At 52.6% G+C, this 16,095-nt stretch carries 14 protein-coding genes; 12 read left to right on the forward strand and 2 right to left on the reverse strand.

All coding sequences use genetic code 11. The features are described from left to right. Positions 1-132: 132 nt before the first annotated feature. The 12 genes from B347_RS0115340 (at position 133) to B347_RS26015 (ending at position 11,775) form a co-directional block, all read left to right on the forward strand. Positions 133-792, forward strand: coding sequence for a paraquat-inducible protein A (locus tag B347_RS0115340; protein WP_026014223.1), 660 nt, complete (start codon positions 133-135; stop codon positions 790-792). Then, positions 779-1,402: a paraquat-inducible protein A gene (locus B347_RS0115345; protein WP_026014224.1), complete on the forward strand. Its 624-nt coding sequence runs from the start codon at positions 779-781 to the stop codon at positions 1,400-1,402. The genes B347_RS0115340 and B347_RS0115345 overlap by 14 nt, the downstream gene beginning before the upstream one ends. Continuing rightward, positions 1,395-3,698, forward strand: coding sequence for a PqiB family protein (locus tag B347_RS0115350; protein ID WP_019410580.1), 2,304 nt, complete (start codon positions 1,395-1,397; stop codon positions 3,696-3,698). The genes B347_RS0115345 and B347_RS0115350 overlap by 8 nt, the downstream gene beginning before the upstream one ends. Positions 3,699-4,116: 418 nt before the next feature. After that, positions 4,117-4,650: a fimbrial protein gene (locus tag B347_RS0115355; protein WP_019410581.1), complete on the forward strand. Its 534-nt coding sequence runs from the start codon at positions 4,117-4,119 to the stop codon at positions 4,648-4,650. A 57-nt stretch (positions 4,651-4,707) separates the two neighbouring features. Continuing rightward, positions 4,708-5,274: a fimbrial protein gene (locus tag B347_RS0115360; protein WP_026014225.1), complete on the forward strand. Its 567-nt coding sequence runs from the start codon at positions 4,708-4,710 to the stop codon at positions 5,272-5,274. Continuing rightward, positions 5,275-7,860: an outer membrane usher protein gene (locus B347_RS0115365; RefSeq protein WP_019410583.1), complete on the forward strand. Its 2,586-nt coding sequence runs from the start codon at positions 5,275-5,277 to the stop codon at positions 7,858-7,860. Next, entirely contained in the window at positions 7,857-8,618 is a 762-nt protein-coding gene (locus B347_RS0115370) for a fimbria/pilus periplasmic chaperone (protein WP_019410584.1), read from the forward strand. Before B347_RS0115365 ends, B347_RS0115370 begins: the two co-directional genes overlap by 4 nt. A 21-nt stretch (positions 8,619-8,639) precedes the next feature. After that, a complete protein-coding gene (locus tag B347_RS0115375) occupies positions 8,640-9,212 on the forward strand; it encodes a fimbrial protein (RefSeq protein WP_019410585.1) in 573 nt (190 codons plus the stop codon). Between the two features lie 10 nt (positions 9,213-9,222). Further along, complete coding sequence (locus B347_RS0115380; protein WP_019410586.1) at positions 9,223-9,714, forward strand: fimbrial protein; 492 nt, start codon at positions 9,223-9,225, stop codon at positions 9,712-9,714. Positions 9,715-9,727: 13 nt separating this feature from the next. Further along, positions 9,728-10,207, forward strand: coding sequence for a fimbrial protein (locus B347_RS0115385; protein WP_019410587.1), 480 nt, complete (start codon positions 9,728-9,730; stop codon positions 10,205-10,207). Between the two features lie 11 nt (positions 10,208-10,218). Beyond that, a complete protein-coding gene (locus B347_RS0115390; protein WP_019410588.1) occupies positions 10,219-10,770 on the forward strand; it encodes a fimbrial protein in 552 nt (183 codons plus the stop codon). Positions 10,771-10,839: 69 nt separating this feature from the next. Next, on the forward strand, positions 10,840-11,775 hold the full coding sequence (locus tag B347_RS26015) for a fimbrial protein (RefSeq protein ID WP_081498303.1): 936 nt from the start codon (positions 10,840-10,842) through the stop codon (positions 11,773-11,775). A gap of 14 nt (positions 11,776-11,789) precedes the next feature. Here B347_RS26015 and B347_RS0115400 read toward each other — a convergent pair whose 3' ends face one another. Together B347_RS0115400 and B347_RS0115405 are read right to left on the reverse strand one after the other, a co-directional pair. Continuing rightward, on the reverse strand, positions 11,790-15,302 hold the full coding sequence (locus B347_RS0115400) for a transporter substrate-binding domain-containing protein (RefSeq protein WP_192812383.1): 3,513 nt from the start codon (positions 15,300-15,302) through the stop codon (positions 11,790-11,792). A gap of 110 nt (positions 15,303-15,412) precedes the next feature. Continuing rightward, positions 15,413-16,036 (reverse strand): response regulator transcription factor, encoded by a 624-nt coding sequence (locus B347_RS0115405; RefSeq protein WP_019410591.1) that lies wholly within the window; start codon positions 16,034-16,036, stop codon positions 15,413-15,415. Positions 16,037-16,095 lie beyond the last annotated feature (59 nt).

Below are 16,095 nucleotides of genomic sequence, written 5' to 3' on the forward strand. Positions count from 1 at the left end.
GCTTCCAGCTTCCAGCTTCCAGCTTCCAGCTTCCAGCTTCCAGCGCACCTAAAGTCCTACAAATAGACACAGTTATTTTGTAGCCCGCGCACTAGAATAGGTGCAGTCAATTTTGAGCCAGAGACTCCCTATATGCCAGATCCGGTTGGCCCCCTCAGGGTGTCAGAATTACCGCTGGACGAGTTAGTGGCTTGTCATGAATGCGACTTACTGATGCGCAAGCCGCATCTCGCACTCGGTGAAAAAGCCCAATGCCCGCGCTGCGGCTACGAGCTTTATGCGCATAGACACAATGTTGTTGAGCGTAGTCTCGCCTTGGTCATTACCGCACTATTGCTCTACATACCCGCGAACTTTTTGCCCATCATGCAACTCAATCTACTGGGCCAAGCATCGCAAGACACCGTCTGGAGCGGTGTACTCGGATTGTTTAACACCGGCATGCAAGGTATCGCCGTTGTCGTGTTCCTGTGCAGCATGGGTATTCCATTGCTCAAACTGCTGTGCCAACTCGCCGTGTTACTGAGCATTCGATGGAACATTGGACGCAGCTACGGTTTGCTCATTTACCGCATTTATCACCACCTACGAGATTGGGGCATGCTTGAGGTGTACCTGATGGGCGTATTGGTCGCGATCGTCAAATTGGCCGATCTGGCGCAGTTGAGTCTTGGGCTCGGCTTAACCTGCTTCGTCAGCTTGTTATTGGTCCAACTCTGGTTGGAAGCGGTGATGTCGCCTCATCAAATTTGGCAGGCACTGTCCGGGGAGGATCTACATGCGGGCGATTGATGCAGGCATCCTGATCTGTGGCGAATGCCACGAGCTCAACAGGCAAGAACCCGACACCGACGAGCAAACCTGCACCCGTTGCGGCGCTTTGGTTCACGCGCGGCGCCCTGACAGCCTGATGCGCACTTGGGCATTGTTACTGACCTCGGCCATCCTCTATATCCCGGCTAACCTGCTGCCAATCATGACCATCAATTCGTTGGGTCAAGGCAGCCCCAGTACCATCATGGCCGGTGTAATTGAATTGGTTCAGCACGGCATGATTCCAATTGCCGCCGTCGTATTTGTGGCGAGCATTTTGGTGCCGACCTTCAAATTGGTCGGAATTGCCTTGCTGCTGTTCTCGGTACAACGCCGTCAGCCATTGTCTGCACGGCAACGTATCATCATGTACCGTTTCATCGAGTTCATTGGCCGTTGGTCAATGTTGGACATTTTCGTCATTGCCATTCTGGTGGCCGTGGTGAACTTTGGACGAATTGCCAGTATCGAGGCCAATCTCGGCGCTGTGGCCTTCGCCAGTGTGGTGATACTAACGATGCTTGCAGCTGTAACTTTCGATCCCCGACTAATTTGGGATAACACGGAGTCGGACGACGACCATGAGTGAATTGCCTACCGCTAAAACCCGCCCAGCCTCCAATTGGTCTGCCATCTGGGTGCTCCCACTTATTGCTTTAGTCATCGGGGGATGGCTGGGCTGGCGAGCCTACAGCGAGACCGGGATTGATATTCAGGTACGCTTCGAAAGTGGTGAAGGCATCGTCGCCAACAAGACCGAAGTGGTCTACAAAGGCATGCCCGTGGGCAAAGTCAAAACATTGGCCCTGGATGATAGTGGCCCCAGCAACGGGGTTATTGCCACTGTCGAAATGAACAAAGACGTGGAGCAATACCTAAAGACCAATACCCGTTTCTGGCTAGTCAAGCCCAGCGTGACACTGGCAGGTATTACAGGTCTCGAAACCCTGGTGTCTGGCAACTACATTGCGGTCAGTCCGGCGGACGGTGAGCCTACCCGCAAATTCAAGGCCCTGTCGCAAGAGCCGCCGCTGTCTGACGACAAACCGGGCTTACACCTGACACTCAAGGCCGACCGACTCGGCTCGTTGAATCGGGGCAGCCCGGTGTTCTACAAACAGATTCAAGTAGGGCAGATCAAAAGCTACGTCCTTTCCGAGGACCAAAATACAGTCGAGATCAAAGTCTTTATCGAGCCCACTTACGCCAACCTAGTGCGCAAACACACGCGCTTCTGGAATGCCAGCGGCATCAGCATCGACGCAAATCTCTCGGGCGTAAAAGTCCGCAGCGAATCGCTGGCCAGCATCGTCGCTGGCGGTATTGCCTTCGCTACACCCGAAAACCGCAAAGACAGCCCGCCTACCGATTCAAGCCTGCCGTTTCGTCTCTATGAAGACTTCGATGCGGCTCAGGCGGGGATCAAAGTCAAAGTCAAACTCAGTGACTTCGAAGGCCTGCAAGCCGGTCGCACACCTGTGATGTACAAAGGCATACAGGTGGGTAGCCTCAAGACCCTGAAAATTGATCCCAGCCTGACCAGTGCTAGCGCCGAGTTGACCCTGGATCCATTGGCCGAAGACTATCTGGTGCAAGGGACACAGTTCTGGGTAGTCAAACCTTCGATCTCGCTGGCCGGTATCACCGGATTGGAAGCGTTGGTTAAGGGTAACTACATCGCCATTCGCCCCGGCGACAAAGGCAGTACACCTGAGCGCGAATTCATTGCACGACCAAAAGCGCCGCCACTCGATCTGCGCTCGCCCGGCCTGCACATGGTGCTCTTCACCGATAACCTGGGATCGCTAGAAGTCGGTAGCCCGATTCTCTACAAACAGGTCAAGGTGGGCTCGGTTCAGAGCTATCAATTCTCCCGCACTCAGAAACAACTGATCATCGGCGTGCACATCGAGAAGGAATACGAAAACCTGGTCAACGCCTCGACCCGCTTCTGGAATGCTAGCGGCATCACATTGAGCGGCGGTTTGACAGGCGGCATTCAGGTTAAAAGTGAATCTCTGCAAAGCCTTATGGCCGGCGGTATTGCATTCGAAACCCCGCAGGCCACAGCACCGTTGCAGAAGCGAATCCCGCGTTTCCGTCTGTTTACCGACCGTGATGCGGCGATGCAACAAGGCACAAGCGTGACCATTAAAGTCGCGCGCGCTGATGGCTTGAGCCGTGGCACACCGATCCGCTTTAAAGGTCTGGATGTCGGAAAAATCGAGAGTGTCGATTTGAGCGAAGACCTGCAGTCGGTACTGCTCAAGGCGCGAATCACAGAAGTACCTGGTCGTATTGCCCGAGTGGGTACACAGTTCTGGGTGGTCAAACCTGAGCTTGGCTTACTGAAAACAGCGAACCTCGAAACCCTCGTCACCGGCCAGTATCTGGAAGTGCAACCCGCCGCAAAACAACAAGGTCCACAAACCAGCTTTGTTGCCTTGGAGCAAGCCCCTGACGCTGTCGCTCCCAAAGCCGGGCTAAGCCTAGTCTTGAGTGCCGCCCGTCGTGGTTCCCTAAAAGAAGGCGTGCCCGTCACGTACCGCGAAGTCACGGTCGGCAAGGTGACAGGTTATGAACTAGGCAACAACGCCGATCGCGTTCTTGTGCATATCTTGATCGAACCGCGTTACGCGCCGCTCGTGCGTAGCGGTAGCCGCTTTTGGAACACCAGCGGTTTTGGTGTCGACTTTGGGTTGTTTAAAGGCGCGACTCTGCGTACAGAGTCCCTCGAAACACTGGTTCAAGGTGGCATCGCTTTTGCCACCCCGGATGGCGAAAAAATGGGTACTCAGGCCCGACCTGAGCAGACCTTCCCGCTATTCGACAAATTCGAAGATGAATGGCTCATGTGGGCACCGAAAATCCCACTGAGTCAATAACCGTTTGCTGTATCAAAAACCGCGATCATTGATCGCGGTTTTTTTTTGTTTTTATAACGTCAAATAGATTTTTAAATCTTCAGGGAATTCTTACAAGTACTTTTAAAATAAGCAGTTAGATTAATCGAAGTTTCGCCGCTCAGTCACACGACGCAACTCAGGACGAATGTTGTTGTTCGGTGTTTTAGTTTGAGCGGCAAAACAATGTTGAAATGGGCGTTTGCTGTTAAATGTGCGATCTCTCAATGCTCAATTAATCCAAGGAGGATTATTACGCCTTCGGCGTGCGAGCAAAGTTGCGGGATGTATAGGTTTCGATTGCTTGTCTGAATGCTAAGTGTCGGCCGCGTACGTTGTCTCCATGCACTTATGAGTGAATAAAACAGCTCTTTTAATTAACTGGCATAGGATTACTTTGATGAACGTTGTAATGAAATCTGCGTTGGCTTCTATGGCCTTGTTAGCGGGCTCTGCTTCGGTTGCTCATGCGGCAGGTGCAGGCGAAGGAACGGTCACTTTTAAAGGGGCCATTATTGAAGCGGCTTGTTCAATTGACCCCGATAGTGTTGATCAAACAGTCGGCTTGGGTCAGGTGGCGAAGTCGCAATTGGCGGCAGGTGGAAATGGTCGCCCTGAAGAGTTCTACATTAAACTTACTGGCTGTGATCCAAGTTCGCTCACTGATAAAACGGTCACGACCACCTTTACCGGTGCCGGGTCGGTCTATGTGCCAGGCGCATTGGGTATTGTGGGCGACGCTAAAGGCGCAGGCATCATGATGGTCGATGGCGCTGGTGCGTTAGTCGTGTTGGGGACGGCAACTACACCGCAAGCACTCGCTGACGGTAATACTACCCTGTCTTTTGGTGCTTATCTGAAAGGTCAAGCAACTGGCGACATTACGCCAGGCGAGTTCACAGCGGTCACTAACTTCTCCCTGGCTTATCAATAAGCCTTTGCCCTGCCGCCGTTAGTTCGGTGGCAGGGCAAATGTAAGTGGGAGATTAATGTGAAAGCACTCTCAGCATTGGCGGTAACTTATTCGCTTGTCCTGTTTACAACTTCCTGTATAGCGGTCGCTGCAACACGACAGGATCAAGGCAGTGGTGTTGTCACACTGGGCGGACAAATTCTTGATTCTGCCTGTGCGCTGGATACCAACAGTGCTTATCAATTGATTGAAATGGAACCTGTGCCCGTGGGGCGAATGGTTCGTGAGGGCGAAAGTCCGCCTCATCCGTTTTTGCTGCGATTAGTGCAGTGCTCGCTAACACGGCCCGACCCGTCCCGACCGGGACAGTACTTGCCTGACTGGGAGCATGTCAGGGTGACCTTTGAAGGGTTGACTGACATGGCGGGGCGCTCTTTTGCAGCTATCGGGTCCTCTCAAGGCGTGGCCTTGCACATCACAGACATGAATGGGCGTGAAAGCATTCCGGGAGTACCCATGAGCCTGACGCCCCTCACGGGGAAAGACCAAGTTTTACATTACACCCTTCGATTGATTGGCAACGGAAGCCCCATGGCTGTTGGAACACATCGTGCTGCGGTGCGTTTCAGGCTGGAGTATTTTTGAATGTTTGGGCTGTCTTTTTTACTAAACCCTTACGCAGTCAAAACGATATTACGTCCCGGTGTACTCGGTGGGCTGATGTCGATTAGCGGCACAGTATTCTCGGCAGGGGAGGTGCAGTTCAACACCGATATTCTCGATCTGAACGATCGTAGCAATATCGATCTATCCCAATTTTCCCGCAGTGGTTTTATCTTGCCCGGCACCTACCCCATGGTCGTGCAGGTCAATACTCAGCCATTGCCCGAGCAGCCAATTGGTTTTTTCCCACCTGAGGATGATCCCAAAGGCAGTCAAGCTTGCCTGTCCCAAGATTTGGTGGCGCAGTTGGGCTTGAAGCAAGATCAGATAGCCACGCTTGTGTGGTGGAAAGGCGGCGAGTGTTTGGACATTCGCAGCCTGGCAGGTATGGACGTCACAGGCGACCTGAGTACCAGCACCCTCTACGTTTCTCTTCCGCAAGCGTATCTGGAATACAACGCGCCGAATTGGGATCCCCCATCTCGGTGGGATGAAGGCGTGTCCGGTTTACTGATTGATTACAACCTGACTGGCCAGTCGATCCAGCAGCAGAATCAAGCGACCCGCAATGACATAACAGGTAACGGTACTGTTGGTTTTAACAACGGCCCGTGGCGGGTACGAGCGGACTGGCAGGGGCGGATCGATGATGATAAGGATGCTGTCAACCGCAATCAAAAAATTGAATGGAGTCGTTTTTACGCTTATCGCGCGCTGCCTTCTATCCAGTCACGGCTGACCCTGGGTGAGAGTTATTTGTATTCGGATATTTTCGATAGCTTCCGCTTTACGGGCGCCTCGCTTAACTCCGATGACAGTCAACTGCCGCCGAACTTGCGCGGTTATGCGCCAGAAGTGGTTGGCGTAGCCAACACCAACGCCAAGGTTGTCATCAGCCAAAAAGGTCGTGTGCTTTATGAAGCGCTGGTCGCGGCGGGGCCTTTTCGCATTCAGGATCTCAATGATGCGGTGACCGGGTCTCTGGATGTCCGTGTGGAGGAGCAGGACGGTAGCGTCAAAACCTTTACTGTCGAGTCAGCCAGCATTCCCTATCTCACGCGTCCCGGTACTGTGCGTTACAAAACGGCAGTGGGGCGGCCTTCCGATTTACACAGCGGCGGGCACGGTAACGTATTTGGTACGGGCGAATTCTCTTGGGGGATCAGTAACGGCTGGTCGCTGTATGGCGGAGCCATTACGGATAACAACTACAAGGCTTTCACCGTGGGCGTTGGGCGTGACCTATTGGCGTTCGGTGCTGTGTCATTTGATGCCACGCGGGCTAGCACCTCTCTGGATGACAAGACGCTGTCGGGTGCTTCCTACCGTTTGAGTTATTCGAAAAACTTTGAAGAGTACGACAGCCAAGTCACGTTTGCTGGTTACCGCTTTTCTGAAAAAAATTACCTGAGCATGAGTGAATATCTGGATGCCCGCTATTACGCAGATGAGGTCGGTGGCAGCAAGGCGCTCTATACCGCGACATTTAACAAACAGTTTCGCGATGCCGGGGTTTCCGTCTATCTGAACTACAGCAACCAGTCTTACTGGGATCGTCCGGTAAGTGAGCGCTGGACGCTCTCACTGGCACGCTATTTCAGTATCGGGACGGTGAAAAATATGAGCCTGGCCATGAACCTGTATCGCAATCAGGAACGTGATCAGCGCAGTGGCGCGCAAAGCAACACGGGCATGTATTTGTCGGTCAGTTTGCCGATGGGCAGGTCCGGCACGTTAACGACAAGTGCCAGCCGGATGTCGAACAGAAATGGCTATTCAGCACGCTTCAGCGATCGGCTGAGTGAGCGCAGCAGCTATCAACTGTCTGCCAGTGATCGTTCTGTCAGCGGTTCTCTGAGCCATCTGGGTGATCAAGCCTCGCTTGATATTAGTGCCAGTGCCCAAGAGCACGATTACACCAGCCTCAGCTTGTCCGCTCGCGGGGGAGGCACGCTGACTGCGCAAGGTGCAGCTCTGCATCGAAGCAGCGGCATGGGTGGTACCCGATTAATGGTCGATACCGCCGGGGTGCCGGATGTACCCATCCGTGGCTATGGCGCTGCGACGCGCAGTAATAGCTTTGGTAAAGCCGTCATTTCGGACGTCAGCAGTTATTACCGCACAGCGGCCAGCGTAGATCTGGAAAACCTGCCAGCCAATGCCGAGGCGACTCAATCGGTCACTCAACTCACGTTGACAGAGGGCGCTATTGGCTACCGCTCACTGGATGTGATCTCCGGCTTGAAGGCCATGGCCGTTTTGCGGCTACCGGATGGTAGTGCACCGCCGTTTGGCGCCACGGTGAAAAATGAAAAGCAGCAAGACACGGGCATCGTCAATGAGGACGGCAGTGTCTACCTGAGCGGCATTCAGCCCGGTGAAGCGATGATCGTCAGTTGGGGCGGGATCGAACGCTGCACGCTGATATTGCCTGCGCGTTTGCCCGCTGATGGGCTGACATCCTCACTGAACCTGCCTTGCCACATCAACAGTGCTGACAACGGGTCAACAGATCCTGCGCCATCGACCGGCGTGACTCATCACGATAAGGAGAACACCCCCTCATGACATTCACTACGCGCTTCGCGCCTTTTGCCATCGCACTGTTAGCGTTCTGCCTGATCAATACTGCCAAAGCGGCCATTGGTCTGGATCGAACCCGTGTCGTTTTTGAGGGCAGTAAAGACGCTGTCAGCATGAACATCATCAACAACAACACGCAACTGCCCTATTTGGCTCAGGGCTGGATTGAAGATGAGCAGGGCAACAAGATCAGCACCCCGCTAACGGTGCTACCTCCCGTGCAGCGTTTGGAGCCAGGCAAACAAAGCCAGGTGAAAGTGCAGGCATTGCCTGCGGCCAAATTACTGCCCCAGGATCGAGAGTCTGTTTACTACTTCAATCTGCGTGAAATCCCGCCTCGGACTGACAAGGCAAACACCCTGCAAATTGCTCTGCAAACGCGCATAAAGCTGTTTTACCGACCGGCCTCAATCATACCGACCCAGCAGGAAAGGTCTAATCCCTGGCAGGAAAAACTGACCCTGACGCGTGTGGGTGATCGTTATCAGGTGAACAACCCGACCCCGTACTTTGTGACGCTGGTCGATGCTCGACGCAGTAAAGAGGCAAAAACAGCCTCAGGCTTTGAACCGCTGATGGTCTCTCCAAAAGACTCACTGATGCTGGGGGCCAGCGTTGCAGAGTTAGGCATCACCCCGTATTTGACGTATGTGAATGACTACGGCGGACGACCGACACTGGCTTTCAGCTGCGCGGCGGGTACCTGCAAGGTGGACCTGCAAGCATCCCCAAGTGACGAGTGACAGATGCTTCAGGAGGGTCTTATGAAGCCTCGCATTGTGACGGTCTTAAGTTGTTTGTTGTTGGCGTTGCCTGTGTTTAAAACTCAGGCCGAGGTCGAGGGCACGAGCGGATTATTGGACGTCAGCGGTTCGTTGCACCATTCCGCTTGCGTGCTTGAAATGACCTCGGCTTATCAGACCGTGGAGCTTAACAACGTCGCGCGTAGTCAATTGCAGCGCCCCGGCGATGGCGCAACACCGGTGGCATTCCAGCTTCGTTTTTTTGATTGTCGACGTGCCGCCGGCAGCGTGACCAATGAACGTACGGGCAAGCTGGTGTGGAGCGCCTACCAACCAGTGGTGTCGGTCGCTTTTTTGGCGCCTGCCGATGCGGATGATCCACGGTTGGTCAAAGTACAGGGCATCACCGGGATGGGCTTGTACCTGACTGACTCGATGGGGCGGGATGTGCGTTTAGGATCTCGGGGTGAGCCACTTTTTTTGGCCCATGGTAGCGACACCCTTACTTGGCATGTTCAGCCCACCCGCACATCAGCAGCGCTAACCAATGGTGCCTTCAGAGCCGTCGTGGATTTTAGGCTCAACTATGAGTGAGGAGAGAGCGATGGCTAGATCAGCAAACGCTTGCGCCATATTGGCGTGCAGTTGGCTGCTTTTGGTAGTCAGCCAACGTGTTTTGGCAATCGGGGTATCAATCAGCGGAGTCATCGTTGCCCCTCCGGTGTGCATCATAAATGGCGGAAACACGCTCAACGTGCCTTTCGGAAACGACCTTATGACAACCCGGGTTGACGGTGTGAACTATCGACGGAGCGTGCCTTACACGGTCACCTGTACTGGCCAGCCATCGAACGGCATGACCTTGAAGTTGCAGGGCGTCGGTGCCGGGTTTAACAGTGCGGTCTTGGGCACCAACAACGTAAATCTGGGGATTAAGCTTTTTATCAATGGGGCAGATTGGTCCCTCAATAACACGGTGAACTTTACTTATCCGGACTTGCCGACAATGGAGGCGGTCCCCGTGAAAAAGCCTGCCAGTACCCTCAGTGCTGGCGCATTTTCAGCTTCGGCAACATTGGTGGTTGCGCTGCAATGAGAAGGACGCACAGATGAAACACTTCAACTCACCTGCCCTGTTTGCACTATTCGTTCTCGGATATAGCAATAGCGCGATGGCAAACTTCACCTTCGATGGAACCTTGAATGAGCCGCCGCCCTGTACCATCAACAGCGGCAATATTATTGAAGTTGACTTTAAGGATGTGGGCGTCAGCAAAGTTAATGGCGTGAACTATCTCAAACCTGTGAATTACACCATTACCTGTTCGGCAGGCACGCTGCCTTGGGAAATGTTATTGACAGTCAGAGGCGTCGCGACTTCCTTTGAGTCGTCAGCCATCCAGTCCAGCGTCGCGGATTTGGGAATACAGATTTTGCAAAATGGTGAGCCATTAGCGCTCAACACTCTTTTGCTCATTAACCCTACAACGCCCCCTGTGCTGGAAGCGGTACCTATAAAACGCCCCGGCGTCTTACTGGGCCCGGGTGAGTTTTCGTCTTCAGCGACCTTGCTCGCCGAATTCCAGTAACTGGAGTGCGTATGAATCGTAAATTAAAAACCAGAGCCAATCGGCCCATTCTGTTGGCACTGATGCTGATGCCTTTCATGATGAGTAAACAGGTGCAGGCCGCCGACAACCTTAACTTCATAGGGAATCTGGTTGCAGTGCCTTGCACACTTCGCCCTGGCGATGATGCCGTAACGCTGGACATGAGTGAAATTTCAACCCACTACCTGTACGCCAATAGCCGTACGATCGGCAAACAATTCAATATCCATCTTGAAGGCTGCGACACCAGCATCGCCGACTCCGTTACCACCACGTTTAGCGGCACTCCAAGCCCCGCATTACCGGGGCTACTGGCGTTGGACGGCAGCAGTGTTGCTGAGGGTATAGCGCTAGGAATAGAAACATCTGCCAATTTACCGCTGCCCCTCAATACCCCCAGTGAAGCGCACACCTTAATTGACGGCAATAACATCATTGCGTTCAAAGCGTATGTAAGAGGTGAGCCCCAAGCGATTGTAGATAAGTCAATAAGGGCCGGGGTTTTTACAGCAGTGTCGACGTTCAAACTGGATTATCCGTAATGGTTAAAATCATTCGCGTGTAAACGTTCGGAATAAAAATAAGCGCTGTTCAATAGAGATTATATTGCTATGAAATATGTGATTGGTGCACTGCTGATGATGCTCGCAAAATTAAGTGTCGCCGCTGAGTGCAGTGCGAATGGAGGCAGTTGGTTCCAGTTTCAAAGTTGGAACAGTTGGATGTCAGTACCCGTCACGCTGACACGGTCCCCAGGGTCAAATCGATTAAATCTAAATGGCTTTACGTTGGATTGTCGTTTTTCACCCGGTGGAGGAGGAGGCGCGACTGCCAAAGATGATTGGCATCTCTATGGCGGTTATATCAGCCTTGGCCCTAAATTAACAGGGCGCGAAGTTGGGGTGAACGTTAAGGGTACAGACTACCGTAGCCCAGTAGCGTCAGGAATCCATGTCGCAACCACCTATAAAAATGGTGGTGCGTCTGTCCGCATGCCCATGTACATGTACGTGAACAATACACGTGGCGTCCATTTGCGAGCTGGGGATGCTCTTGGAGATATCCATATGATACAAAGCAGTAATGTCGGCTCCGGCACTATACCGAAGTTCAATTTTTATGCCGCCAACGACCTTGCTCCTGATCTGTCCACGTGCACGATCAATGGTAATGCGCCAATCCTTGTTAACTTTAATCAAGTGGACCTCAATAAAGTAGGTGAAAGTGTAAGCAGTACCCAAATCCGAAGTAATGTACGGCTGAACTATTCATGTTCCGAACCTGGCTTTACCCTGCCTGTAAAAATCACCTTTAGTGGATCATCTGCCGGCTTCAATTCAGGTGTACTTGCCATGAGTAACTCAAATTTGGGAACTGCGCTATTACGCGGGAGCACACAAATAAATCCGGGCGCATCGTTCAATTCAACCATCACCAATAGTTCCGGCGGTGACAATATGACCTTTGCGCTTATTCGCAAACCCCAAAGCACACCTGCCTCAGGGCCATTTTCGGGAAGCGCCACGATAGTGATGGGCTATGAATAACTACACCCGAGGGGTTAAACCCGGTACACCTCGACCACCTCCAATACTCGGGCCATCGCTTCATATTGCTCATCAACGCGCTGGGCCAACTGGCTCCATTCTGGTTCCAGACAGGCCTGCTCTAGGTTTTCACAGCACTGGGCTAACTGCCGGGCCTTGATCATCCGTGCACCACTTTTTACTTTGTGGGCCACATCACTCAGGCCCGGCAAATCGTGTTTGGTGAAAGCCCTCAACAATACCCACATATCTTCTTCCATACTGCTGATCAGCGGCTCCATCAAGTGCTTCAGGGCGTTGGCATCGCCATGTGTCAGCCGCTCCAGTGCTTCCAGATCCAACAAGGTGTCGGTCTCATCACTTGTGTCTTGTCGTTCCAGTATGAGTGGGCCTAAATCGACGTTGGCAAGGCGAATCTGCAAATGGTGCAGGCTGATAGGTTTAAACAAGCAATCGTTCATCCCGGCCGCAATGCAGCGCTTAATTTCGCCTGTCTGCGCATTTGCGGTAAATCCTACGATCAAGATGGCCGGCAAATTATTGACCGATTCATGGGCACGAATGCTCTTTGCCAATTCATAACCATCCATGTTCGGCATCGCACAGTCGGTCATGATCAGATCGAAACGCTGAGCCTTCCAGGCTTTAAGCCCTTGAGCACCGTCTTCGACCTCAACCGCGCTGTGCCCCAGATACCCCAATTGTTGTGCCAGCAGCCGACGATTGGGCGGGTAGTCGTCGACCACCAGTATCTTTAACGCGCGCACCTGCACAGGAGACGCCTCTGTGAGCTCCGCGCATGGCGCAGGAGACAGCAACGTCACCATGTCGAGGCCCATATTGATGCAGGTACCCTGGCCCAGCGTGCTTTGGAGCGTGAGTGTTCCGCCCATCATTTCGCATAGCTGGCGGCTGATCATTAGTCCCAAGCCCGAACCTGCGGGTTGTTTGTTGTGCTGGCGGGCTTGGGCAAAAGGGCTAAATAGGCGTAACTGGTCTTGTTCTGAAATGCCGATACCGGTGTCTTCGACCTGCACATGGATGTGCAAGCGCTCACCATCGTCAGAACGTTTGGCCTGCACACTTAAACGTATCTGGCCTTGTTCGGTGAATTTGATGGCGTTGCTCATCAGGTTGGACAGCACCTGGCGCAAGCGCAAAGGGTCAATCAGTACGTCGGTGTTGATACGAGGGTCCAGTTCAAAACTCATCTGTAACCCTTTTTGCTGCGCCATTCCCTCAAAAATCCGCGCCGTCGACTCAACCAGCTTCATCAGGGGGGTTCGCTGTGGATTCAGCGACAAACGCCCGGACTCAATCTGCGCGATATCCAAAATGTCGCCAATCAGCGCCAGTAGACCCTGGGCCGCCTCCGACGCCACACCAATTGATTCACTGTCGGCGATTCCTTGTACCGCCTTTTTTTGTGACAGCTCGAGCATGCCGATTACCGCATTCATGGGCGTGCGAATTTCATGGCTCATGGTGGTCAGAAAATCACTTTTCGCCAGATTAGCTTGGTCCGCATGAACTTTGGCTTCCTGTAGCTGTTCGAGCAATTGCTGGCGCTCACTGATATCAATCCAGCCCCCGATAATACCGACCACTACGTTGTCGCTGCCGCGGTAGGGCAGCATCCAATGGTAGATAGTGAGCACCTTGGCGTTTGGCAGCTCCAGCAGGTGATCGCGCACCAGCGGGCGTCCTTCCTGCATAACCTCCAAAAAATCGGCATGGTGCGCCTGGTTTTGCCGGGCTGAACATTGGGTCAACTCCAACAAGGTTTTGCCTGCCACGTCCTGACGCTCAAGCCCGAACGTATCCAAATACCCTTCGTTACAAATCAGTAACCGACCTTCGCGATCGCGCACATAAATAGGGTGCGGCGTGCCGTCTATCAGTGCGCGCATAAAGGCCAGTTGGTCATTCAGTGCGCGCTCGGCCTGATCGCGTTTATGCACCAACCTGCGCAGGTAAGAGATCCAGATAATGCCGCACAACAGCAGGCCCGTAGCAATTACCGAAAGGTTGAGAATGGTCGAGCGATTGCGCACCCAGAAACGGTTGTCCATCACCACGGCGCTGTGCCAGCGGCTGGTCAGCAGGTCCATTTCTTCGGGAGAGATACTGGTCAGTGCCTTGCCCAGAATCGAATACAACTCGTCCTTCTTTCCATCGACCGCCAAGGAAAATTGCGCGGGTGAATTGCCCACTGTGCTGCGTATTTCTAACTGTCCTAGGTACTGCTGTTTGATCAGATAACGTGCGCTGATCAACGAATTGATAGCGCCATCTACGTCTTTTTTAGCGACCATTTCTAAGGCGTGCGCCGAGTTATTGGCAGCGATCAGATGAACCCCAGGAAAATGCTTTTCCAAGTAGGGCGTGAGCACAGTGTCGATAACCAGTGCGACACGTTTACCTTTCAAGTCATCCAGCGTTTGGGAACTGTTAGGCGCAGCGCGAGTGACCAGTACAAAAGGTGTTGAAAGATAGGGTTTGCTAAACCGCAACACATGTTCACGACGACTACTCGGCGTAAAAGAGGGCACCAGGTCTGCCTCGCCCTGAGTAACTGCGTCAACCAACTCGGGCACGGTGCGTTTGCGTATTAGATCGAATTTAAGTCCCGTTCTTAGGCTTATCTTCGCCAATAAATCAGCAGAAATGCCACTGAATACACCTTGTTCATCGAAAAACGTAAACGGTAAAAACTCGTTGACCGCGACGTTTACTCGCGGGTGTTGATCAATCCACTGCTGTTCCGAGGCTGAGAATTTCAAAGGTTCCTGGCCTTTGAAATCCATGCCATTGACGCCCCAACGGTTCAAAATGGCGGACGATTCTTCCATTGAAATAACGCCCAATGCCATGTTGATTAACCGTAACAAACGCGGGTTGGGGTGATGGGCCGCAAACGAGAAGGGCAGGCCTTCAAGGGCAGAAAACCCTTTGAGGTAAACATTATTCAGGTAGTTTTTATTGATCAAATAATTGGTGCTGATTGCATCGCCCAAGTACCAATCAGCTTGGCCAAAAGCGACCGCACCAATAGCGCCGAGAGTGGATGCATACAACTGCACATCGGCGTCTGGGTACTGCGCCTTCACCACCTCTTGCGGTTGGTAGTGATACAGCATTGCCAGGCGTAATGTTTTAGGGGCCGAACTGCTCGACCCGGGGGCGCCAATCCGAGACACCAGTACCGGTGTGTCGAGCGCGTAGGGTGAGGAGAAAGCCAATTGGTTATCTGCCATTTCATAGGCGTTGGCAGTGCCCAATAGGTCGACCTGATGGTTCTTGAGGGCTTCAATCACTTCGGCTCGGGTGTCGTAGCGGCGAACCTTTATTTCTACTTGCAAGAGTTGGCTGACAAGGCTGGCATAGTCAGCGGTGAGCCCTTCAAAGTAATCACTGCCTGCAGAAATATCGAACGGCGCGTAATCGGGAGACGAAGTACCCAGTATTAATACGCCTTTGTCTCTTAGCCAGTGCCGGTCACCTTCGCTTAATGTGAGCGCAGGCACCTCCCTCTGTGAACGGCCCAATAACTGCAACTCGACGGGTGCGGCCTCACACACCGAACACAAACCCAACCAAAATAATCCTGCGCTGCGAGCATAAACGAACCGACTATTCATTCGATTAGATGGTTGCGTTTGGCAAATTCGGCTAGGTATACCACCGATTGAATATTTAACTTGGTGAAGACCCGAATCTTGTAAGTGCTGACGGTTTTTTCGCTGAGCAACATGACCTCCGCAATTTTTTTATTCGACCATCCCGACACTAAATACTGAAGTGTGCGCAACTCTCGGTCTGACAGGGTTTGGATCAGCGCGAAATCGCTTTGCAGCGGATGACTATCATGGCCGATATCTGCATTTTTCAAGTAAGTCTTACCATTCATAACGGTGCTGATGGCATTGCTCAAGACATCAACATCGTCTGTTTTTTCGACGAAACCGATAGCGCCAGCTCTGATACAGCGGTCTGCATAAAAAGGCGAACCCTTGGAGGTCAGCACCAGCACTTTAATCGGCAAGCCCAGAATATGAAGACGTTTTAATACCTCCAACCCGTCAAGTTTGGGCATTGCCAAATCGAGAATCATTAAGTGGGGAACATGAGCGCGCGCCAAGTCCAAGGCTGTCGCACCATTATCAGTTTCTGCCGCTATCTGGAACTTTGCATTCTCCAAAATCAGTCTGACAATTTTTCGAATAAAGGGATGATCATCGACAATAACTGCTTTACGCATGATTTCTCCTATAACTTCAAGAGAGCATTTTGTAGCGTTAACTATTTATGGTCCTACAA

The sequence above is a fragment of the Pseudomonas psychrophila HA-4 genome, from assembly GCF_000282975.1.
Taxonomy (GTDB): domain Bacteria; phylum Pseudomonadota; class Gammaproteobacteria; order Pseudomonadales; family Pseudomonadaceae; genus Aquipseudomonas; species Aquipseudomonas psychrophila_A.